The organism is Brevundimonas sp. (assembly GCF_032055285.1).
Classification (GTDB): domain Bacteria; phylum Pseudomonadota; class Alphaproteobacteria; order Caulobacterales; family Caulobacteraceae; genus Brevundimonas.
Map to the genome: position 1 here is coordinate 62,922 of NZ_DAMBRE010000008.1, position 21,553 is coordinate 84,474.

Annotated in this window: 25 protein-coding genes; 3 read left to right on the forward strand and 22 right to left on the reverse strand. The window is 69.7% G+C overall.

The annotated features are described in order from the left end of the window. Positions 1-10: 10 nt before the first annotated feature. The 8 genes from RTY13_RS15555 to RTY13_RS15590 form a co-directional block, all read right to left on the reverse strand. A complete protein-coding gene (locus RTY13_RS15555) occupies positions 11-817 on the reverse strand; it encodes a response regulator (protein WP_312784778.1) in 807 nt (268 codons plus the stop codon). A gap of 85 nt (positions 818-902) precedes the next feature. Then, on the reverse strand, positions 903-2,198 hold the full coding sequence (locus RTY13_RS15560) for an adenylosuccinate synthase (protein WP_312784780.1): 1,296 nt from the start codon (positions 2,196-2,198) through the stop codon (positions 903-905). A 78-nt stretch (positions 2,199-2,276) separates the two neighbouring features. Beyond that, positions 2,277-3,437 carry a phosphoserine transaminase gene (locus tag RTY13_RS15565; protein ID WP_312784782.1) on the reverse strand — a complete coding sequence of 387 codons (1,161 nt, stop codon included), beginning with the start codon at positions 3,435-3,437 and terminating at the stop codon, positions 2,277-2,279. A gap of 37 nt (positions 3,438-3,474) precedes the next feature. Continuing rightward, the gene (locus RTY13_RS15570) at positions 3,475-4,383 is read right to left on the reverse strand and encodes a DnaJ C-terminal domain-containing protein (protein ID WP_312784785.1); all 909 of its coding nucleotides are present in this window, start codon (positions 4,381-4,383) and stop codon (positions 3,475-3,477) included. Positions 4,384-4,463: 80 nt separating this feature from the next. Then, positions 4,464-7,859, reverse strand: coding sequence for a glycoside hydrolase TIM-barrel-like domain-containing protein (locus tag RTY13_RS15575; protein ID WP_312784787.1), 3,396 nt, complete (start codon positions 7,857-7,859; stop codon positions 4,464-4,466). Next, a complete protein-coding gene (locus tag RTY13_RS15580) occupies positions 7,860-8,378 on the reverse strand; it encodes an NlpC/P60 family protein (protein ID WP_312784789.1) in 519 nt (172 codons plus the stop codon). Between the two features lie 98 nt (positions 8,379-8,476). After that, positions 8,477-9,130, reverse strand: a complete 654-nt coding sequence (locus RTY13_RS15585; RefSeq protein ID WP_312784791.1) for a DUF2163 domain-containing protein — start codon at positions 9,128-9,130, stop codon at positions 8,477-8,479. Positions 9,131-9,280: 150 nt separating this feature from the next. Continuing rightward, the gene (locus RTY13_RS15590; RefSeq protein ID WP_312784793.1) at positions 9,281-9,892 is read right to left on the reverse strand and encodes a DUF2460 domain-containing protein; all 612 of its coding nucleotides are present in this window, start codon (positions 9,890-9,892) and stop codon (positions 9,281-9,283) included. Between the two features lie 84 nt (positions 9,893-9,976). Between RTY13_RS15590 and RTY13_RS15595 the strand changes: the two genes are divergently transcribed. Next, positions 9,977-10,609, forward strand: coding sequence for a DUF805 domain-containing protein (locus RTY13_RS15595; protein ID WP_312784795.1), 633 nt, complete (start codon positions 9,977-9,979; stop codon positions 10,607-10,609). A 124-nt stretch (positions 10,610-10,733) separates the two neighbouring features. After that, positions 10,734-11,435 carry a DUF805 domain-containing protein gene (locus tag RTY13_RS15600; protein WP_312784797.1) on the forward strand — a complete coding sequence of 234 codons (702 nt, stop codon included), beginning with the start codon at positions 10,734-10,736 and terminating at the stop codon, positions 11,433-11,435. Between the two features lie 136 nt (positions 11,436-11,571). Here the strand turns inward: RTY13_RS15600 and RTY13_RS15605 are convergent, their stop codons facing one another. The 8 genes from RTY13_RS15605 to RTY13_RS15640 form a co-directional block, all read right to left on the reverse strand. Then, positions 11,572-12,114 (reverse strand): phage tail tape measure protein, encoded by a 543-nt coding sequence (locus RTY13_RS15605; RefSeq protein ID WP_312784799.1) that lies wholly within the window; start codon positions 12,112-12,114, stop codon positions 11,572-11,574. Further along, positions 12,107-12,280, reverse strand: a complete 174-nt coding sequence (locus RTY13_RS15610; RefSeq protein WP_312784801.1) for a phage tail assembly chaperone — start codon at positions 12,278-12,280, stop codon at positions 12,107-12,109. Before RTY13_RS15610 ends, RTY13_RS15605 begins: the two co-directional genes overlap by 8 nt. After that, positions 12,277-12,567 carry a GTA-gp10 family protein gene (locus tag RTY13_RS15615; RefSeq protein ID WP_312784803.1) on the reverse strand — a complete coding sequence of 97 codons (291 nt, stop codon included), beginning with the start codon at positions 12,565-12,567 and terminating at the stop codon, positions 12,277-12,279. Before RTY13_RS15615 ends, RTY13_RS15610 begins: the two co-directional genes overlap by 4 nt. Positions 12,568-12,709: 142 nt before the next feature. Further along, the gene (locus RTY13_RS15620; protein ID WP_312784805.1) at positions 12,710-13,120 is read right to left on the reverse strand and encodes a phage major tail protein, TP901-1 family; all 411 of its coding nucleotides are present in this window, start codon (positions 13,118-13,120) and stop codon (positions 12,710-12,712) included. A 184-nt stretch (positions 13,121-13,304) separates the two neighbouring features. Beyond that, positions 13,305-13,712, reverse strand: coding sequence for a DUF3168 domain-containing protein (locus RTY13_RS15625; RefSeq protein WP_312784807.1), 408 nt, complete (start codon positions 13,710-13,712; stop codon positions 13,305-13,307). Next, a complete protein-coding gene (locus RTY13_RS15630) occupies positions 13,709-14,011 on the reverse strand; it encodes a head-tail adaptor protein (RefSeq protein ID WP_312784809.1) in 303 nt (100 codons plus the stop codon). Before RTY13_RS15630 ends, RTY13_RS15625 begins: the two co-directional genes overlap by 4 nt. 8 nt (positions 14,012-14,019) lie before the next feature. After that, entirely contained in the window at positions 14,020-14,286 is a 267-nt protein-coding gene (locus RTY13_RS15635) for a head-tail connector protein (protein ID WP_312784811.1), read from the reverse strand. Positions 14,287-14,499: 213 nt separating this feature from the next. Beyond that, a complete protein-coding gene (locus RTY13_RS15640) occupies positions 14,500-15,723 on the reverse strand; it encodes a phage major capsid protein (RefSeq protein WP_312784813.1) in 1,224 nt (407 codons plus the stop codon). Between the two features lie 109 nt (positions 15,724-15,832). Here RTY13_RS15640 and RTY13_RS15645 point away from each other — a divergent pair, with 109 nt between their 5' ends. Beyond that, positions 15,833-16,642: a hypothetical protein gene (locus RTY13_RS15645; RefSeq protein WP_312784815.1), complete on the forward strand. Its 810-nt coding sequence runs from the start codon at positions 15,833-15,835 to the stop codon at positions 16,640-16,642. Between the two features lie 272 nt (positions 16,643-16,914). Here the strand turns inward: RTY13_RS15645 and RTY13_RS15650 are convergent, their stop codons facing one another. The 6 genes from RTY13_RS15650 to RTY13_RS15675 all read right to left on the reverse strand — a co-directional run bounded on the left by RTY13_RS15650 (position 16,915) and on the right by RTY13_RS15675 (position 21,491). After that, the gene (locus RTY13_RS15650) at positions 16,915-17,394 is read right to left on the reverse strand and encodes an HK97 family phage prohead protease (RefSeq protein ID WP_312784816.1); all 480 of its coding nucleotides are present in this window, start codon (positions 17,392-17,394) and stop codon (positions 16,915-16,917) included. A 144-nt stretch (positions 17,395-17,538) separates the two neighbouring features. Further along, positions 17,539-17,763, reverse strand: coding sequence for a hypothetical protein (locus RTY13_RS15655; RefSeq protein WP_312784818.1), 225 nt, complete (start codon positions 17,761-17,763; stop codon positions 17,539-17,541). Positions 17,764-17,933: 170 nt separating this feature from the next. Further along, positions 17,934-19,100, reverse strand: coding sequence for a phage portal protein (locus RTY13_RS15660; RefSeq protein WP_409450323.1), 1,167 nt, complete (start codon positions 19,098-19,100; stop codon positions 17,934-17,936). Positions 19,101-19,179: 79 nt separating this feature from the next. Beyond that, positions 19,180-19,812, reverse strand: coding sequence for an IPTL-CTERM sorting domain-containing protein (locus RTY13_RS15665; RefSeq protein WP_312784820.1), 633 nt, complete (start codon positions 19,810-19,812; stop codon positions 19,180-19,182). A 97-nt stretch (positions 19,813-19,909) separates the two neighbouring features. Continuing rightward, on the reverse strand, positions 19,910-21,100 hold the full coding sequence (locus RTY13_RS15670) for a terminase large subunit domain-containing protein (protein WP_312784822.1): 1,191 nt from the start codon (positions 21,098-21,100) through the stop codon (positions 19,910-19,912). After that, on the reverse strand, positions 21,054-21,491 hold the full coding sequence (locus RTY13_RS15675) for a hypothetical protein (protein ID WP_312784824.1): 438 nt from the start codon (positions 21,489-21,491) through the stop codon (positions 21,054-21,056). Before RTY13_RS15675 ends, RTY13_RS15670 begins: the two co-directional genes overlap by 47 nt. Positions 21,492-21,553 lie beyond the last annotated feature (62 nt).

Genomic DNA, 21,553 nt, shown 5'->3' on the forward strand with positions numbered 1-21,553 from the left:
GAAGGAAGTCCTAGCCCGCCCGAGACAGGCTCTCGGGCGAGGCCAGGGCCAGCACGGCCCCCACCGGCCCGGCCAGGGTCGCCTTGGTCGGCACGCCCGCCGCCAGGTTCGTCTCCAGCCCCGCGGCCGCAATGGCCAGCGAGGCGTCGCCCGTCTTGATCGCCAGGGCCTTCAAGGTCTCGGCCTGCTGCTTGATGGCGCGCACCGCCTGCATGGGATCGCTGTCGAACTGCGCCATGGCCGAAGCCAGAATTCGCATCGCCTGATCCTTGACCGCCACCACGGCTTCGGCAGCCGACGCCGGCTTGTCAGCCTTGCGCTTGCCCGGCCCGGCGTAATCATCGGAGTTGAAGCGACGGCGATCCGGCCCGATATAGCCCACCGCCTCGACCCAGTCGCGCGGCTTGGTGGCCAGGTTCTCGACCCGGCGGAACAGGTCGCCGCTGGTGAAGGGCTTCCTCAGGAATTCGTGCACGCCGGAATCCCGCGCGCCCTTGATGCTGCTGGCGGTGGCCTCGGCGGTGACCATGATGATCGGCACGCGGCGGCAGGACAGGCTGGAGCGCCGGATACGTCGCGCCAGAGCCTCGCCGTCCAGCTTCGGCCCGGTCCGCTCGGTCAGGATCAGACCCGGCTCCATCTCGCGCGCCAGATCAATCACCCGCGCCTCGTCGCCCTCGACCGCGACGTCGCGCGAGCCGAACCCCTTGAGCAGGTCTGACAACAGGCGCGCGGCGGCGGGATTGGGATCGACGATCAGCACCCGGCGCACGACCGGCGCGATCCTCTGCATCGTCTTGGCGTCTAAAGCGAACAAGGCTCGGCTCCATCTGGAACCGGGAAGGTAAACTCAGGGGGTTAAGGCGCGGTTTCCCTAATCGGGACGCCGCGCCTCATCAACCTCAGCCCTGGAACGGATCGCGCATCAAAATGGTGTCGTCGCGCTCGGGGCTGGTCGACAGCAGGGCCACCGGCGCGCCGATCAACTCCTCGATCCGGCGCACATATTTCAGCGCATGAGCGTTCAGGTCCTTGAAGGTGCGCACCCCCGCGGTGCTCTCGTTCCAGCCTTCCAACTCCTCGAACACCGGCTCCGCCGAGGCCTGATCCTTCAGGCTGGACGGCAGGTAGTCCAGCACCTCGCCGTTGATGCGATAGCCGACGCAGATCTTCAGCGTCTTCAGCCCGTCCAGCACGTCCAGCTTTGTCAGGGCGATGCCGTCGATGCCGTTGATCGCCACCGACTGGCGCACCAGCACGGCGTCGAACCAGCCGCAGCGACGCGCCCGCCCTGTATTGACGCCGACCTCGCGGCCCACGACCGCCAGATGCTTGCCGACCTCGTCGTTCAGCTCACAGGCGAACGGGCCTTCGCCGACGCGGGTCGTATAAGCCTTCACGATGCCCAGGACATAGCCGACGCCGCGCGGCCCAATGCCCGACCCCGCCGCCGCCTGACCGGCCACGGTGTTGGAGCTGGTCACATAGGGATAGGTGCCGTGGTCCACGTCCAGGAAGGCGCCTTGCGCGCCCTCGAACAGCACGCGCTTGCCGTCCTTCTGCGCCTGGTCCAGCACCCGCCAGGCGGGCTTCACATAGGGCAGAATCTTCGGCGCGATCTCCAGCAGTTGCGCCAGCAGGGCCGCCGGGTCGATCGGCTCCAGCCCCAGACCGGCCCGCAGCGGATCGTGGTGCGAGCGCAGGCGCTCGATCTTGATCTTCAGGTCGTCTTCGTTGGCCAGGTCGCAGACGCGGATGGCGCGACGGCCGACCTTGTCCTCATAGGCCGGGCCGATGCCGCGGCCGGTCGTGCCGATCTTGGCGCCCGGCGCGCTGGCGGCGGCCTCGCGCGCCACGTCCAGGGCCGGGTGGATCGGCAGAATCAGGCAGGCGTTGTCGGCGATGGTCAGGATGTCGGGGGTGATGGCCACGCCCTGGGCGATGATCTTCTCGATCTCGCCGACCAGGTGCCAGGGGTCCACGACCACGCCGTTGCCGATGATCGAGGGCTTGCCCTGCACCACGCCCGACGGCAGCAGCGCCAGCTTGTAGACCTTGCCGTCGACGACCAGGGTATGGCCCGCGTTGTGGCCGCCCTGGAAGCGCACCACCATGTCGGCGCGATTGGACAGCCAGTCCACAATCTTGCCCTTGCCCTCGTCGCCCCATTGGGCGCCGACCACTGCGACGTTAGCCAAGACCGTTTCTCCGCAATCCAGAATGCGGTGGGAGCCTATAACTCCTGAATCGTCCGGAGTCGCCCCGAACGCGTAGAATTATCCAGCCAGTTCTCTGACCGCCGTCTGGAAGGCCCACTCCAGCCACGGCGTCGCCGCGGCCACGTCCGCCGTTTCGACCGTGCAGCCGCACCACAGGCGCAGGCCCGGCGGCGCATAGCGATGCGGCTCCATGTCGTAGACCGCCCCCTCGTCTTCCAGCAGAGCCTTGAACCGCTTCACGAAGGCCTTCTGTCCCGCCTCGTCCATCGCCGCGATGCGCGGATCGACGAACTTCAGACAGACCGAGGTGGTCGAGCGGATTTCGGGCCGATCGGGCAGGAAGGCGATCCAGTCCGTCCGCTCCACCCATTCAGCCAGGGCCGCGTAATTGCGCTCCGTGCGCCGAACCAGCTCAGGCAAGCCGCCCGCGCCCTTCGCCCACTCCAGGGCGTCGATCCAGTCCTCGATGGTCAGGATCGAATAGGTGTTGATCACCACCCCGTCCGCCAGCGTCCGGTCAAAGCCCTTCTTGTCCGTCAGACGCAGCACCTTGGGAATCGACCGCGCGGGCCGATAGCTGTCCAGCCGCGCCACGGCGCGCGGCGACAGCACCATGACGCCGATGCCCGCCTCGCCGCCCAGGGCCTTCTGGAAGCTGAAGGTGGTCACATCCAGCTTGCCCCACGGCAGGTCCATGGCGAACGCCGCCGAGGTCGCGTCGCAGATGGTCAGGCCCTCGCGGTCGTCGGAAATCCAGTCGACGTTATCCACCCGTACGCCCGAGGTCGTGCCGTTCCACGGAAACACCACGTCCTTCTTGGGATCGACCTGGGTCATGTCCGGCAGTTCGCCCCAGGGCGCCGTCAGCACCTCCGGCTCCAGCTTCAGGTGGTCCCGCACGTCCGTCGCCCAGACCTGGCCGAAGTTCTCATAGGCCACGACCTGCACCGGCCGCTCGCCCAGCATCCCCCACAACGCCGCCTCGACCGCGCCCGTGTCCGACCCCGGCGTATAGAGCAGCACATAGTCCTCGGGCGGCGCCAACACCTCGCGCGTCAGCTTCAGGCCATAGGCGAACCGCTCCACCACCTCCGGCGCGCGGATGCCGCGTCCCAGCAGGTCAGTCGGCAGCCCCGCCAGCGACCACCCCGGACGCTTGGCCGTCGGACCGGCGGAGAACCACGGGCGAGCAGGCTTGGCGTCAGGCTTGGCAGTCATTAGCGTCTTTCCTCGGGGAGAAGGATAAAGGGTCGGCTCAGCGTCCGGGCTTGTAGGGGCGCTTGTCGCGCCATTCGGTCGCGAACCGGATCAACTCGTCGTCCGGCGTTTCCGGCAGGGTCACCGCCAGCCTGGCCAGCAGGTCGCCGCGCTTGCCGCCGGCATAGGCGCCGCGTCCCTTGAGCCGCAGCACCTTGCCGCTGTTCGAGCCCTTGGGAATGGTCATCATCACCGCGCCCTCGGGCGTCGGCACCTGGATCTTGCCGCCCAGCACCGCGTCGGGAACCGACACAGGCAGATCCATCGTCAGGTCCGCCCCGTCGCGCTTGAACACCGGGTGCGGCTGGATCTTCAGCTCGATCAGGGCGTCGCCCGCCTGACCGCCGCGTCCCGGCGCGCCCTGCCCCTTCAGCCGGATTACCTGACCGTCGGACGCCCCCTTCGGAATGTTCACGTCCAGCATGCGCCCGTCCGAGAACTGGATGCGGCGCGTCGTCCCGGCGATGGTGTCTTCCAGACTGACGTCCAGCGTCGCCCGCACGTCCTGGCCCTTGCCGCCAAAGCCGCCGCCGAAACCGCTCTTGGCGCGCCCGCCGCCGCCAAAGGCGCCGAACAATTCTTCCAGGTCGATGTCCTCGAACCCGCCGCGGCCGCCCGATCCGCCGAACCCGCCAAAGCCGCCCGAGCGCCCGCCGCCGCCCGGGGGCGCGCGGAACTGCTCGCGCCCGTCGGCGTCAATCTCTCCGCGATCAAACTTGGCCCGTTTCTCGGCGTCGCCCAACAGGTCGAATGCCGCCGTGATGCGCTTGAACCGCTCCTCAGAGACCTTGTCGCCCGGGTTCTTGTCCGGGTGCAGTTCCTTGGCCAGCTTGCGGAACGCCTTCTTGATCTCGTCCGCGCTCGCGCCTCTGGCAACGCCCAGTTCCTTATAGGGATCGCCAGCCACGTTCACTTCACTCCGAGATCAGAAAAGACCAGAGCGTCAGTTAAGCCATGCGCCCCCCCGCTGGAAGGGGCAGACGTGGTTTAGACCAACCGCGCGACCGCCTCCGCCCCCCAGCCATAGCCCTCCCCCCACTGCGCCACCGCGATCCGCGCGTTTTCGCCGCTGCCGCCCGGCCAGTCCGCCGCCATCAGCGCCGCCGCGTAGACCGTCTCCAGCCCCACGACCTCCCAGACCCGCTTCTCGACTTCGCCATCCAGCACCCGCACCCGGAAGCGACGCGGATCGACCTCGGCGGGCTCCATGTCCCAGCGGTCGCCGCCGATCAGCTCCGCCTGGCGATACTGCACCACCTCCCAGCCCGCCGCCGTCTCGACCGCCAGGGCGTTGCCGCCGCCCAGAACCGCTGACGCCGACAGGCTCTGCGGCGCCGCGCCTTCGATGCGCACGACAATGGCATTCGCCTCGTCCCAGCGCCCCAGCACGCCCCGCGTCAGCGGCTCGATCAGCACCCCGACCGTCGCCGACTGCGCTGCCGACGCGCGCGGCGTCAGCGTCGTCGCATCCTGTCCGCCATGCAGCGTCATCGGTCGCCACGGCTCGGCGGCGATCACGGCCACGGGCCGTCCGTCCTCCTCCGCGCCGGGCAGCAAGGGCAGGTCCAGCAGCCGCAAGAAGGGCGCGCCCACCACCGTCGGCGGCTCGCCCGGCCGCCAGTCGGGCGTCGCCTCGCCGGGTCCGATCCGCACCACCGGCTCCAGCGTCGCCGTCGGCTGCTCGTCCCAGTCCAGCCTGGTCGCGCGCCATTCTCCGGCCCGCCCCTCGACCTCCACCGTATCCCCCGGCTCCAGCCCCAGGGCCTGCAGCGGCCCCAGACGCGCCATCAGCCGCTCGCTCGCCTCACCCGCCGCCAGCGCCCGACGCGCCACGCTCGTCGCCAGTTCGGCGTCGCACACCACCGGCAGATCGGCGTCCAGCCCGCCGCCGTAGCCGCCCTGTTCGGCGCGCGCCACGACCGCCCCGGTCTGATAATCCGCCGTCTCGTCGATGAAGCGCACCCGCGCCATATTCGGGCTCGGCTCCAGCGACCGCTCCGCCGCCAGGCTCGTCCCCTCGTCCGGCAGGGCCAGAGCCGCCGCTGTCAGCGTCAGCACCGCCGCCTCGTCGCTCGACACCGCCACCCGCCCGTCGCGTTCCGCCGCCGTCGCGCCAAAAGCCGCCAGCAGCGGCTCCAGCGCGTCGCGCGTCCGCATCGGCCGGTCGATCACATAGCCCGTCGCCTCGCCCTCCAGAGCCCCGATGCTGAACTCATCTTCCTCCAGTCCCCCGCGCCTCAGCACGGCGGCGATCAGATCGACCGCCTCGCCGCTCATCCGCCCGTTCAGCCAATGACCGGTGCGCCAGGCCCCCGCGTCGGCCCAGACCGCCTTCAACGCCGGAAACGCCGGAAAGGGGCGCGCGTCCCAGCACCAGACATCCGCCCCCGCCAGCATCGACCCGCCATAGACCGGCGAGACCGGATTGTTCTTCGGGTCCGCATAATGCTTCAGCACCGCCTCCAGCGCCCGCCGCTGCATCCGGTCGTCGCGCGCCCCCGTCGAAAAGGGCGGCAGGGCGCTTTCCGAACTCTTAGGGTCCAGGAACAGGTTGGGCGCATTGCCGCCCCGGTCCACCGCCGCACAGCCGAACTCGGTCAACCGGATCGGCTTCATCATGGGGACCCAGGCCGTCGGCGTCGCGCTGCGCACACCCGCAATCCGATCGTGGTGCGGGTTCGACCACCACCCCTTCAGGTCCTTGGGCCGGAAGACCCAGTCCTCGCCGTGCGCCGTATCGAGGATAGGCGTCCTTGCCTGCGCCGCCCGGTCGCCCTCGTCGGCGTAATACCAGTCAAACCCCTCGCCGCCCGCCACCTGTGCGGCCAGATAGGCGGGCGAGGACGGGCCGCGGAACCCGGCCTCGGCGTCCAGCCCCCCGCCGCCGTCGCGCCAGTCCCCCGCCCGCCAGTCGCCCAGCGGCGGATACCAGTCGATGCCGACGTAATCGATATTCGGATCGGCCCACAAAGGGTCCAGATGAAACCGCACCTCGCTGTCGACTTGGCGCCCGAAATACTCGGACCAATCCGCGGCGTAGCTCAGCTTCACGTCCGGCCCGACCACCGCCCGGCATTCCGCCGCCAGCGCCCGGAACTGCGTCACCGCCGGGAAACCGCCGTCCGCATCGCGCGTCCAGGTCAGACCCCGCATCTCCGAGCCGATCAATAGGCCGTCCGCGCCTTCCTCCGCCGCGATCCCGGCATAATGCAGCGCCAGTCGCCTCAGACCCCAACCGTCCGCCGCGCCGAACAGGGCCGTGACCTCCTCCGCCGCGCCCGCGCCGTCGTTTCCCGTCACCCGTCCGCGCCACGGATAGCCGGGGCAATCCATGAAGACGAAGGGATAGAGGGTCACCTCCAGTCCCCGATCCTTCAGCGCCCGGATCGCCTGACGCACGCTCTCATCCGACGGCGTGCCGCCGTAGGCCGGCCCCACGCCGCCCTTGCCGTCATCGACTTCCGAAATCAGATGCGCCCCGGCCCGTTCCACGCCTGCCACCTTCCACGTCTGCGGCTCTGTCGCCTTGGTGCGGTTCTCCACCCCCGGTCGAACGCGACAGTCGCCGGCCCGCAGATCGTCGCCGAACCAGCCGACCACCAGGCTGACCCGCTTCAGCTTCGGCGCCTGGACCATCAGTTGGTCCAGCGACACCAGCAGGTCCGCCCGGCCCTCGGCGTGGTGCACGTTCTCCGCCCTGGTCTTCGCCAGCCCCTCTCGGCGCATCACCGCCTCGGTCGCCAGACAGAACTCCCCCGCCCCAGGGATCAGGCACACCCCCTCCAGCAGGTCCTCCAGCCTTCCTTCGCCGGGGACGCGGCGGAACACCTCAAAGGCCAACTGCGGCGCGCGATTGCCGAACGGCCCCAGCGGCAGGTCCTCGAACACCGCATAGGCCGTGCTGCGAAACGCCGGCGCTTCCCCTTCGACCGCCTCGATCAGCGGGTCGGGCGTCTGATCGGCCGTCCCGCGATGCACCCGCATGGTAACGCCCGTCAGGTCCAGCGGCTGGCCGTCGGCCCAGACCCGCCCCACCCCGTCGATCGGTCCCTCGCCCAGCCCCACGGCGAAGCTCAGCGAGTAGTCGTATTCGACCGTCCTCTGGCCGCCCTTGCCACCCGACCGCTTGGTCCGGTTCTCCAGAAACCGCGCGGCCCAGATGACCTGGCCGACCACGCGCGCCCGACCAAGGACGCAGCCCATCGGCGCCCCCTCCGCAGAGGACTGCAGGTTCAGCGCCTCCAGCCGCGGCCCTTTCTGCCGCGCCGGCGACAGGCTGGCGATCACGTGATTGTCGATGGCCCGCCCAATGGTCGCGCCGATAAAGGCGCCCACCGGCCCGCCGATGGACCCGCCGACCGCCGTCAGAACCACCTGCGCCATTCACGTCTCCTTCGTCGCCGGCCAGCGGAAGGCCGCGACCAGTCTTCGCCGCCACCACGGCCCCATCCAGCTCTCGACCACCGCGCGCCCCCAATAGGCGTGGATCATCTTCCACTCCGGTCCGTCATCTGCGCTCAGGATGGCGCAGTGCTTGACCGGACAGCCTGCGCTCATGCGGAACAGCAGCACGTCCCCCGCCCGCGCCGCCTGCGGCGCAATCTCGATCAGCCAGCGCCGGGCCGCGTGCAGCAGCGTCTCCTCGCCGCCGACCTCGGCCCAGTCGCCCCGGTAAGGCGGCGGCGCCTCCGGCTCGTCGCCCACCACCTCGCGCCACAGCCCGCGCACCAGACCCAGACAGTCCGCGCCCTCGCCCCTCAGGCTGGCCTGATGCCGATAGGGCGTCCCCAGCCAGCCGCGCGCGGCGGCGACGACGGCGGCGGCGCGCCGCCTTTCTCCCTCCCCTTCATGGGGAGGGTGGCTGAGGCCGTCAGGCCGACGCCGGGTGGGGGCGGCCGGCAAACCATCCGCGCCGCTCCGCATCGCTTGGCCTTCCCCGCCCGGTCGCTGCGCGACCACCCTCCCCATGAAGGGGAGGGAGAACTCTGCTTCCTCCCACCTCATCGCCGGCTCCCGCCGTCATGCCGCCCGCCGTCGGCGGGTCGCGCGGCGATGAAGTCGTCGCCCGGAATGTCGGGAAAGCCCTGGAAGTTGACTCCGTTGTCGAACCGCCCCGTGCAGGTGATCCAGCGCTTGTCGCAGCGCCGTCCCGCGATCGCCGTGAGGCTCAACCCGCACCGCGCGTCTCCCAGCACCGCGTCGCAGGTCCGGCCATAGGTTCGCCCTATGACCCGCTCCAGCGTCGCCATCGGCCCGTCCAGATCGGCGATGAAGGCCCCCTTCTCGCGCCGGATCCGCGCCAGCGTCCCCGCCCAAAGCCGCACCCTCAGCGCCGGCTTCGTCCAGTCCACGCGCCACAGTTCGACCCGCGCCCCGTCATAGAGTCCCGTTGCGATGTCGCTTTCGGTGATCGCCTCGTCGTCCAGCCCGCCCGACGCCGACATCCCGCCCGCCGTCAGCCCGAGCGCGCCTTCGCCCGCCCCCGCTGTCCAGCCGCTGCCCGCGCGACAGACCACGCCGTCCAGCGTCACGTCGCGATCGTGATCGGTGAAGCCCATGGCCTCGCCGTCCGCCCGCCTCAGCACCCAGGCATGGCACAGCATCGCCGCCCCGCTCTCGATGCGGGCGGCCATTTCGTTCGGTATGTCTCTCATCCCACCCCTCTTTCCGCCCCACTCGTGGGGAGGGGGACCGCAAAGCGGTGGAGGGGGCGACGCCGCCATTGCCAAGCGTCCCGCCGCCCCCTCCGTCTCGCCTGCTACGCAGCCGATCCACCTCCCCATGAATGGGGATGAAACCCGCGCCTAGACCCGCACTTCGATCAGCGGCATGGCCACCATCCGCCCGGCGCCGAAACTCTCCAGCGTCACCTCGATCCGGTCGGCGTCGAACCGCACGGGCGTGTCAAAGACGAACCCTGCCGTCACCACCGCGCCCAGGGCCGGCGGCGTCGCCAGCGTCGCTTCCCCGGTCAGGTGATCCAGCGCGAAGGCCGTCGTCTCGACGCCGTTCACCGCCACCCGCACCGACCCCTCGACCGGCTTCGCAATCCGCCGCACATGGTCGCCGTAGGCCTTGCTCAGCCCAAAGCTGCGCCGCGCCCCGTCCCCGGCCCCGATCCTCTGGTCCGTCGCCGCCACCGCCTCGCCGGGCGCACAGCTCTTGAAGTCGGCGAAGTCGCGGAACCGGAAGCCGTACAGCCGTCCGCGCCGCGCCTCGAAAAACGCCGTCAGCGCCGCCATGTCGTCCAACGACCGCAGCCCCGCCCCGATCAGATAGCGCCGACGTCCCTCGGCCCAGGGCGTCGAGCGCCGCTCGAACCCCGAGCCCAGGGTGGTGATCTCCGTCCGCCGCTCCACCCCGCCCGTCGATCCAAACGCCAGCCGCGCCGGCAGGCGCACCTCGTGAAAAGCCATTGAAGACTCCTGTTATCTTGATTTTCCGCGGCAGCCCGTCCACTGACCGGGAGCGGTCCGTTCGACCGCGGTCGGGGGGCCTGCATGCGCGGTGAGATTCTCAGCTACGACGCTGTCAGCGGCGAGGGCCTGATCAGCGGCGACGACCTGGTGCGTTACCGCTTCTCGCGCAGCGACGTAGGCGGCGCTCAGGAGCCCGCGCCGGGCCTGCGCATCGACTTCGTGCCGCTAGACGACCGCGCCTCCCAGATCATCCCCCTGCTCATTCAGGGCTACGGCCTGACGCCCGCCAGCTGCCCTCCCGGCGAGGCGCCGCTCAGCCCCTGGCCCTATTTCGTCCGCTGCATCCGCGAGAAGTTCATAGACGGCGACGGTCGCGCCCGGCGACTGGAATACTGGTCCTTCATCCTCTTCGCCTGGCTGACGATGATGGCGGCCTTCGTGCCCTTTTTCCTGCTCGCCGCCCTGGCCGATGACAGCGACCTCACGTCCACCCTGGCCTTGCTCACCTTACTGCTGCCGGCCTTCTGGGGCCTGTTCCTGATGATTCCCGGCATCGCCCTGGCCTCGCGCCGTCTGCACGACATCGGCCTTTCCGGCTGGCTCTATCTGGTGACCTTCGTCCCCTACGTCGGCGGCCTCTTCATGCTGGTCGTCGCCTGCATTCCTTCCCAGCCCCACCCCAATCGTTACGGTTTGGCGTCCAAGCGCTTCTGACTCGAATTGAGATTCGCTCTCAAAATTCGAACCCAAGGTCACGCTTCGACTTGTCTGGAAACCGACGCTCGGTCATGCTCGCCCCAAGGCGGCCGGGGGCCGTTCAGATCAGGGAGACTTCCGAGTGCGCGGTGAAATTCTCAGCTATGACGACGTGTCGGGTACAGGCCTGATCAGCGGCGACGACAGCCTCCGCTACGGCTTCGCCCGTTCGGCCATCCAGGCCGGCGGAACCATCCGCACCGGCGCCCGCGTCGACTTCGTGCCCGAGGGCCTGGAAGCGACCCAGATCATGGTCCTGGCCGGCGATCCCGCCGCCGCCTTCGGCCAGGCCGCCAGCTCGGCCTATGTCGCCCGCGACACCGGCGGCGGCTACGACTTCGCCAGCGCCCTGTTCTCCTTCAACGGCCGCCTGCGCCGCCAACACTTCTGGATCAGCTGGCTGATCCTGCTCGGCGTCAGCGTCGTCACGAGCTGGATTCCCTTCATCGGCGTTCTGATCGGCCTGATCCTGATCTGGCCCAATCTCGCCATCACCGTCAAACGCCTGCACGACATGGGCAAGACGGGCTGGTTCGCTGTCATCCCCTGGGTCGCCACCATCATCGGCTTCTTCATGATCATCAGCGCCGTCGGCATGGCCATCTTCACCAACCCCCAGGCCTTCGAGAACGAAGACCCGGCGGCGGCCCTGTCCATGCTCGGATCGATGATGGGCGGGCTCGCCATCATGGGTCTGGTCGGCCTGGCCTTCCTGCTCTGGATCGGCATCACCGACAGCCAGCGCGGCGACAACCGCTTCGGCCCCAATCCCAAGGGCGAGTAAGTTCAAGGGGCGCTCTTCGGAGCGCCCCTTTTTCTTTGGGAGGCTAACGCGACCCGCGCGGCGGCTCGCTGCTTGAGCCTCGCTTTTCTTGGGCTATCGCGACCCGCGCGGCGCTTCGCGGCTTGAGCCTGCGCCGCTACATCCTTCGCGCCCCCAGGGCCGTCGCCCGCGCCAGCATCCGCGCGATCTGCGCCTCGGACCGCAACAGGCCCTGCGCCCCGCCGTCCACGCTGACGTTGACCGTCACCCCGGCCCCCGACCCAAAGTGACCGCCCAGCGAGTCGATGCTGCCGGCCCCAGCCGGTCGAAACACTTCCGGCCCGCGCTCGCCGACCAGATAGGCCCCGCCGCCCAGCACCGGCCCGCCATCGGCCCGCGCCCCGCCAAAGCCGCTCATCACCGCCGCGATCGCATCCGACAGGCCGCCCTTGCCGCCCGATCCCGCCGCCGCATTGACCGCGTTCAGCACCGCCCGCGCCAACTCGGCCAGGGTCACCTCCCCGTCCGCCGCCGCCCGCGTCAGCGACCGCGTCAGGCTCATCCCCGCCCGCCCGAACGCGTCCTCAATGGACGCCGCCGCCCGCTCCGCCGGTTCCCGCAGCGCCTCCAGCGCCTGCGCCGCCTCCGCCACCCTCACCGGCACGGCGTCCAGCCCGTCGGGCCTGAAACTGTCAGTCATCCGGCCACATCTCCCTCATCCGCTCCAGCTCGCCGCGCCCCAGCGGCGCCGCCTGAACCGGCCTCGCCGTCAGCATCCGCCATTCCTTCAGCGACAGCCGCCAGAACCCCTCCGGCCCCACGCCCATCCGCGCCGCCGCCTGCATCATGTCACCCCAGGGAGTCATGCCGCCGCCGCAAAGGCCTTCGCCACCGCCTCCGCCGCCTCGCGCGGATCAACGGTCGCGCTCGCCAGCCCGTCCGCCAGCGCCCCCTCGCCCCCGCCGCGCAGCAGGGCCGCCAGCACCACCATCAGATCTCGCGCCGACAGAGAGCGCATCCGCTCGGCCAGCCCCGCCATCCCGGCTGTGCCCAGCCCCGTCTCGATCTCAGCCAAGGCCCCCAGCGTCAGACACAGCCTCCGCTCCGCCCCCGCCAGCACCACCACCGCCTCGCCCCGCACGCCGTTGGTCATTGTCCACCTTCTTTCCTCCCCACCCCGTGGGGAGGGGGACCGCGTAGCGGTGGAGGGGCTTTCCCCGCTCAACCCGCCCCTCCGTCACGGACGCTTGCACGTCCGCGCCACCTCCCCATTTTCATGGGGAGGAGAGATCAACTCACACCGCGCTGAACGTCACTTCGCCCGCGCTCGCCAGACTCAGCGCAAAGCTCGCCTCCCCCTCGTGCTCGCCGGCGTATTCCAGCGCCGCCACGATGAACGGCCCCTCCAGCACGCCGAAGTCCGGCACGATCAGCCGCCACGTCTTGGCCGCCTGTTCAAAGAAGGCCTCGCGGATCAGGGCGTCGGACGCCGCGTCGCGGAAGATCCCCTGCCCCGACACCGCCGCCGACTTGACCCCTGCCCCCGCCAGCAGTTCGCGCCATCGTCCGGCGCTGTCGCCGTCCGTGGCGTCCACCGTCTTGGCGTTCAGCGAAATCGTCCGCGCCCTCAGCCCCGCCACCGTGGTGAAGGCCCCGCCCTCGCCCGCGATCTTCAACAGAATGTCCTTGCCGCGCTGGGCCGTCATTTGAATCTCCGTTTAGCCAATGATGCGCCGCCTCTCCCTCCCCTTCATGGGGAGGGTGGCTGACGCGAAGCGTCAGACGGGTGGGGGCGCTTCGACTATTCGCGCCGCGCCCCCATCACACCGCCCTCCCCACCCGGTCGCTGCGCGACGACCCTCCCCATGAAGGGGAGGGAGAAGCGGCGCGCTAAATCTCTTCCGTCACGGCCCGCAGCCGCATCACCGCCCAGGCCCGTTTCAAATCCGCGCTGCGAAATACGTCGGTGAAGGTCACGCCCAGGCTGACCGCCTTCACCCCGTCCGCCTCAACCACTGCGTCCGCCACTCGCGCCCGCACCGCCGCCGCGACCGCTCGCGCCTCCTCCATGCCCGCAAATCGGCTGGCGCAGGTCAGGGTCAGTCGATGCTCGACCCCGCCCCCGTCGGCGTTCAGCCCCCGGCTCTCGCCCTTGCCGATCAGCAGATGCGGAAACGCGGGCTCCTCCGGCGGCTGGTCCCAGACCCTCACCGGATCACCCAGCAGCGCCTGCAAGGCCGCGTCGCCCTTCAGCCAGGCGATCAGCGCCTTGATCAGCGCCCCCTCATGATCCTTCATCGCGCCCGCTCCAGATTCAGCCGCACCCGCCCTGCCGCCTTCGGATCGGCCTCGATCCCGACCAGGCCCCAGTCCGCCCCGCCGAAGCGCACCACCAGCCCCTCGGCCAGCCTCGGATCGGCGCGCACGGTGGCGCTCAGCGTCTCCACGCCCCGCGTCACGCCGCCTTCCGTCCGCTCGCGCCGCCGTCGCGCGCCCAGGCTCAGCCACAGCGACCCGACCGGCTCATAGCTGACTGCGCGCCCGCCATGGGGCGTCTCCGCCTCCACCGGCCGCACCAGGCTCGCGACCACCTTCATCGCGCCGCTCAAAGCCGCACCACGCGATAGGGCGCGATCCACCCCTCGACCGGCGCCGCCGACATCTCGCTCTCGCCCCGCTCATAGGCGCGCAGCGCCAGCATCATCACCGCCAGCCGCAGCGGCGCCGGCGAGGTCGAGGCCAGCGTCAGCCCCACCTCCCCCTCCACCCGCGCCCTCGCGGCGTCGATCAGGGTCTGGATCAGCCCGTCCTCCGCCTCATGCTCGACGCGCAGGAACAGCTTCGCCTCCGTGAGGCTCACGGGTGCGGTCATGGGTAAATCTCCAGTGTTTTCTGCATCCCTTCTCCCGATGGGAGAAGGTGGCCCGAAGGGCCGGATGAGGGTTCCCGATGTCCGTCGGCGTAAGCCGTCGCGCTGCGGCTCACGCCGACTGATTCACCAGCCCCTCACCCTTTCGCCTTGCCAATCGCTTCGCTCTTGGAGGCTCAAGCCCTCTCCCGCCGGGAGAGGGCTCAGCTTCAGCCCCTACGAGGCCGCGAATTTCATCAGCTTGATCGCGTCGAAGTTCTGCACCCCGCCGCCCACGCGCTTGGTCGTGTAGAACAGCACATAGGGCTTGACCGAATAGGGGTCGCGCAGCACCCGCACCCCTGCGCGATCCACGATCAGATAGCCGCGCGAAAAGTCCCCGAACGCGATCGACAGACTGTTGGCCGCCACATCCGGCATGGTCTCGATCTCGGTGACCGGATAGCCCAGCAGGCTTGCCGTCTCGCCGGGCCGCGTCGCCGGCGACCAGATGTAGTTCCCGTCCGCGTCCTTGAACTTGCGCACCGCCGAGACCGTGCGCCGGTTCATCACGAAACGCCCGTTCGGTCGATACTGGGCCTTGGGCGCATAGATCAGGTCGATCAGCTTGTCCGCCGGGTTCGTGCTGGCGAAAGCGCCCGCCCCACCCGACGCCACCGTGCCGATCTGGCCCCAGGTCTGCGTCCCTTCCGTCGCCGTGGCGTAGGCCAGGAAGCCCTTGGGCTTGTTGACCCCGTCGCCGCTGACGAAGGCCGCCGTCTCCTGCGCCGCAAAGGCGTCCTCGACCTCGGCGGCCAGCCATTCGTCCAGGTCGATCAGGGCGTCGTCCAGCAGGCTCTGCGTCGCCGCCGGACAGGCGTAGAGATCGGCCGATGCGAACTCCAGCAGCGCCAGGGTCGCCGGGTCGGTCTCGGGCCTGGCCGCCGTCTCGGCCACCCAGCCCGCCGTCACGCCCGCCGTCGACACCGGCTTCCTGAACACGCCCGAACCCACCGTGCGCACCGTGGCGATCTCGCGCATCGGCGACCCGGCCATCAGGCGCCGCTCGATGGCCCGCTCCGTCTCCGGCGGCACGACATAGCCCGCCGAGTTCGACGCCGACGACAGCCCCGCTTTCAGCTCCAGACCATGGGCTTGACCCGATTTCATATAGCCGTCCCACGCCGCCTTGGCCTCCGGCGCCGCCGCCACAGCCGGCTCACCGCCGAGCATCGGACGACGGCTCTCGCTCAGCGCACGATCCAGCCGCGCCTGCGCCCCGGCCACCGCCTGATCGATGCGCGCCACCTTCTCCTCCAGCAGCGCATCGGCCGACGCCTTCTTCTCGATCTCGTCCAGTCGGGCGTCATTGGCCCCTTTGAACGCCTCGAACGCCGCCATCATCTCATGCATGGCGGCGCGCGCCTCGGGCGATGCCGAGGCGGTCTTGGTCTCTTTCATGCTCTCTCCGGTTGAAGAACCGCGTATCGCGGTTACGCTCGAGCGCGACCGTCGAACGGTCGCACCCTGTTCCTGCCGCCGCACGGGACGCCCCCTGAAAGGATCGCCCATGCGGCTGCCGTTAGTCTCTCTGCTCGCCGCCCTGTCCCTGAGCCTTGCCTCAGCCGTTCAGGCCGCCGACGACAAACCGCCGCCCCAGGTCGAGGTCTGGTCGCTGACGCAAACCGGCGCCATCGGCTCGGCCATCTTCGTCCAGGACCGCGCCGCCTGGCGCGCCACTGACGTCCTCCTGCCCCTGCTGGAAGACCGGCCGGACCACGGCCTGATCGGCTGGATCGTGGTCGATCAGGGCGACGCCCAACTCGTCCGTTTCCTGCGCGGCGATCCGACCGCCCCGCTGCCCGGCTATGACATCCTCGTCGACAAGAACGGCGATGCGGGTCCGGCGGTCCAGTCAAAGGACGCCGCCCTGCCCGACGATCAGATCGCGCACTACCTGGCCCGCAACCTCGCCGTCGCCAACATCGGCGACCTGCGCTGCACCGCCAGTTTCAACACGGTCGTGCTGGACGACCCCGACAGCGACGGCTGGCTGGTCTGGCTGCTGGCCGCCACCACCGACGCCAATATTGTCCCCATGGGCGGCCACTACCGCTTCCACGTCAGCGCCGACGGCCGCTCCCTCGAAAAGCGTGAACAACTGTCAGGCGGCTGCCTGAACATGGACCGGCGCCAGGCCGGTCAGGACGGCCAACCCGCCGCCCTCTTCACCACCGTCCTCGTCGCCCCCCAGCCGCTCGAGGTTCATGTCTTCTTGTCCCTGCTCAACCGTCTGCCGATTGTCATTGGAACCGGCGACAAGATCTGGGCGGTAGAGGGCACGATGATCCAAGAAGTCGATACTTCCAAGACGAGATAGGATAGGCATGCCCGCCCCGATCTTCGCCCTCGCCGACCTCTGGACCAGCCTGACCCAGCCGCTGATCCTGGCTTTCTTCCTCAGCCTTTTCCCGCCCGGGACCTTCTCCCATGAGAAGTCCCTCAAGACGCCCCGGTGGCGGTTCGCGGCTGTCGTCTTCCTTTTGACGCTGGTCGCCAGCGTCCCAGCTTCCCTCGTGAAGTCCGCCTTCCAGCGCGGCGCTGTCGCCTCGGGATCGGAGCACCCCATTCTGGTCGGAGTCGCCGCCGGTCTTATGGTTCTCGTTCCATGTGTGTTGCTCGTCCGCTATTTGGCGCTGTGGTTCTTTTCACGACCGGCCTGAACCGCGCTCCCGGCAGCATGGGGAAGGTCACCAGAGACACCTCCCACAGCTCCACCGCGCTCAGCACCCGCAACCGCCCCTCGCGCCGCGCCTTCGCCGCGCGGAAGCCGATCGACAGCCCGTCCAGCGCCCCCGCCCGCGTCAGGGCGGCGGCGTAGCGCGCCTCGCCCGACCAGTCGCAGATGCGCCCGCGCACCCTCAAACCCCGCTCGTCCTCGACCATCTCGTCCCAGACGCCGACCACGGCCCGGCTCTCGTGCTGGTGCAGCATCCGCACTCCGCCCGCGCCCGTCTTCGCCAGACTGTCGGCGAACGCCCCCCGCGCGACGACGTCCCCGTTCAGGTCGGCGACGCCCCACAGTGAGGCGTAGCCTTCGATCACCACGACGCCCTTCTCCCTCCCCTTCATGGGGAGGGTGGCTGAGCCCGCAGGGCGAAGTCGGGTGGGGGCGGCAAGGCTATTCAAGCGCCGAGCCTGCATCGCCGCGCCCTCCCCACCCGGTCGCTTCGCGACCACCCTCCCCATGAAGGGGAGGGAGAAAACCATGCCGCATCACTTCTCCTCCAGCCGCCGCTCGATCCGGTCCACCGTCGCGCGCACCGCCTCGCCCTGGGCCTCCACCCGCGCCAGCCGCTCAGCCACCAGCCTCTGCTCGCCGACCCTCTGCTCCAGGGTCGCGATCCGCGCCGCCGCGCCCCCGGCCCAGACCAGGCCGCCAATGGTCTGCACCAGCAGGGCCGCGATCAGGGCGACGGGAATTTTTCGCAACTTAGTCATCTTCACCACCTTTCTCCCTCCCCTTCATGGGGAGGGTGGTTGAGCCCGAAGGGCGAAACCGGGTGGGGGGCGGCGTGGCTATTCACACGCCGAGCCTGCATCACCGCGCCCTCCCCACCCGGTCGCTTCGCGACCACCCTCCCCATGAAGGGGAGGGAGAGGCGTCGCGCCTAATCGCCCACCCCCGCCATCCGCCTGCGCTCCTCGTCCGTCAGGAACCCCGCCGCATTCAGCCGCGCCCACAGGGCGTCCCGCTCGACCTGCAGGGCCGGAACCGCGTCCAGGTCCGGCTCGATCCGACAGTCGCTGAACCGCCCGCCCAGCCAGCCCGTCATCGCCCCCGCCGCCTTCCTCACCAGAGGGATCACCGTCCCGCGCCAGAAGGCCGCATTGGCCTCGCGATAGTTGGCGTAGGTCGCGTCGCCGGGGATCCCCAGCAGCTGCGGCGGCACGCCGAAGGCCAGGGCGATCTCGCGCGCCGCCGCGTGCTTGCCGGCGATGAAGTCCATGTCGTGCGGCGTCAGGCTCATCGGCTTCCAGTCCAGCCCGCCTTCCAGCAACAGCGGCCGCCCGGCGTTGCGCGCCCCCGCATGGGCCTCGCCCAGCTCCGCCTTCAGCGCCTCGAACTGCTCGCCCGTCAGCCGCTCGCCGTCCTTGGCACCGTAAATCAGCGCCCCGCTCGGCCGCGCCGCATTGTCCAGCAGCGCCTTGTTCCAGGCCCCCGAGGCGTTGTGCACGTCGATGGCGAAGGCCGCCGCCTCCAGTGGTGAAAACCCGTAGTGATCGTCCGTCGGATGAAACAGCTTCAGGTGCATGACCGGCGACCAGCCGTCCCCATGCCGCCCGATCCGCACTGCCTGTCCGCCGACCGCATACTCATAGGCCTCGGGCCAGCCCGCCCTTCCGGGAACCACCTTCACCCGGTCGGGCCGCAGCGCCCACAACTCGTCAGGAACACCGTCGCCGTGCGCGTCCCCCGACGCCTCGACATAGGCGTTGCCCGCCGTCTGCAGCGCGCCGTAAACCGCCTCCATCAACTCCCCGCCCGACTGCTCGGGATTAGGCTTGGCCAGCAGCCGCGCCAGCGGATGATCCGTCGTCCGCACGCCCGCGACCATGACCATCAGGGGCGTCGACGCCGCCGCCTCCGCGATCATCCGCACGCAGCGATAGGCCACGGCGTTCCTGGCGAACCCCTCGTCCGCCAGATGCGCATAGTCGCGCGGCGTCCACCGCGCCCGGCCCGCCCCCGTCAGGGCGATCAGCGGCCCGGTGCGTGACATCTTCTCCTCGCGCACGGCCTCGCCCTGTCGTCCCTGCCATCGCCACCACCCCATGCTCACCCTCCAGACAGCAAAAGGCCCCGGTCTTCCTCAGACCGGGGCCGCGCTCGACCTCAATATTTCCAAAAGCGGTTTAGCCCGCCGTGGTCCTACGCTTCTGCAGCAGAACCACCGCGCCCCCGGCCATCGCCAAGGCCATCAGCATCATCGCCCACTCCGTCATCGTCGGAATGGCCGCAGGCGCCGCCGCATGGCCAAACTCAGCGATGAAACGGGCATCCTGGCTCATGAAGGCCGACGCCGCATTGAAATAGACCTTCAGCCAGAAGCCATCGGCATAGCTCCCCGGAACGACGATCTCGATCTCGCCGTCACCGCTGACGACTTCAAGCGCCAGCATATACTGTTGACCCGCGACAACCGGCGCATCGAACTCAAAGGTGACGGCTCTCGCCGTCGTCCCCGTCAAAATCTGGTCTGCGCCCGTTTCGATGACCTGGTTGGCGTACGTATCCGAAACAGAGTGATAGCCCCGGACCGCAGGCCGCACCGTCACGCCGCTCGCGCCGGGTTTGATCCAATAGGTGAACCGCTTCACCCGGTCGTAGCCGGAGGGCGCGGTGACGACCTGCCCGATCCGGTCTGCGGGATCATTCTCGACCATGGTCGTCATGATCCCCGCCACATCATGCTCGACCTGCTGAGCCACGGCGCTCCCCGCCGCGCTCCAAACGCCCAACGCCGCCACCATGGCCACGACGCCCATCCGAACCTTTTGCAGCACAGAACCCTCACTTGGTCATTCAAACCTCTCGCTCAGTAATCGAGATTTCTTAACAAGCGTGGCCGTGAACGAAGCGCGATCACAACGCCCGCAACCTCGGCTGCGTCTTCCCGGCCAGCAGCAGATGCGTCAGCGCCCACACCAGGGCGTCCGCGCGGTCGGGGCTTTTCGCCCCCGCCGCCTCGCTCCCCAGCGCCATCATCTCTTCTTCCAGCGCCGGGAAGGCCCCGCAGTGGACCACCCGCCCCTGCTCGTAGAGCGCCGCCACCGGCTCGGCCCGGGCCTTCTTCGACCGGCTGGCGTGAACCAGCTTCACCTGCGCCGGACAGTCCGCCTGCCCCAGCAGGGTCCGCACCATCTCGCCGCCCTGATTGGCCTCGGCCAGCACCAGGTCGGCCTCGAACGCCGCCGCCGTCTCTGCCACGCGCTTCGCCCATCCGGCGGGCGACAGCCCGCGCGCCGAACGATCCGCCAGCACGTATCCGACCTTGTCCTTCCTGCCCGCCGCCACGATGCCGCAAGCGTCGCCGTGAGCGCTGGCCGGCGGGTCCACCGCCACCACCACCCGCTCGAACTTCGCCGGGCGCGAACCCCGCGCCCGCGCCAGGTCCTCGGCCCGGAACAGGGCGCCGTCGGCCTCGACGATCAGCCCCTCCATCTCCTGCGCCTCCAGCCGCGTCCCGGCGTAGAGGGCCTGCAGATGCCCCAGGAACCCCGGCGCCAGATTGCCCGCATTGGCCGCCGTCGCCAGCCGCGCCTTCACCACCCCCGGCTCGGCCAACAGCCGCCGCAGCGCCGCGATCGGCCGCGGCGTCGTGGTGATGGCCAGCTTGGGATCGTCCCCCAGCCGCAGCCCGAACCTCAGGTTCGCCAGCGTCGCCTCCGCGTGCCGCCAGGCGCAGAACTCGTCCGCCCAGGCCGCATGAAACTGCGGCCCCCGCAGGCTGTCCGGGTCCTCCGCCGAGAAGGCGTAGGCCGCAGACCCTGACGGCCAGATCAGCCGCCGCCGCCCCGCCTCCCAGCGCGGCCGGTTGTCCCGCGCCGCCTGCGCCTTCAACCCCGACGGCCCCTCGACCATGACCTCGCGCACGTCGTGCAGCGCCGGCCCGACCAGGGCGAAGGTCAGGTCCTTGCCCCGCGCCAGTTCGTTCAGCCAGAAGCCCCCGGCGAAGGTCTTGCCCGACCCGCGCCCGCCCAGCAGCACCCAGGTGCGCCAGTCCGCCTCACGCGGCCATATCTGTTCGTCGTTCAGCCTCGGCGTCGCCTTCATCGCCGCCCTCAGCGCCGCCGCCTGCTGTTCGCGCGGCAGGCTCTCGACCCAGTCCCGCAGCCAGAGACTTGCGTTCGAAGGCTGCGACGAGATGATCGACACGGGCGAAGAATTCGGCCTGAAGCCCGGCCAGTTCGGCGTCGCTGACATCACAATCGTCTTCGCTCATTTCATCCTCATCCGGGGTCTTGCGGGCGGGTCGTGATCGCAGCGCCGCCACGGCCTTGGCCGTCCGCGCCAGCACGCCCACGGCCCGCGCCCGCTTCTCGGCCTCGGCCGCGTCGGTCGGCGCTTCGGCGGCCGCGATCACAGCGATCGCTTCATCGGTCAGGGCCTTCAGCCGGTCATAGACCGCTTCCAGCCACCCCGTTTCATCCGCTTTTCCCGCCATGCCTGAACCATAGCCGACCAGCGTCCTCAGGCTGGCGAACAGCCGCCGGAACGGATCAATCC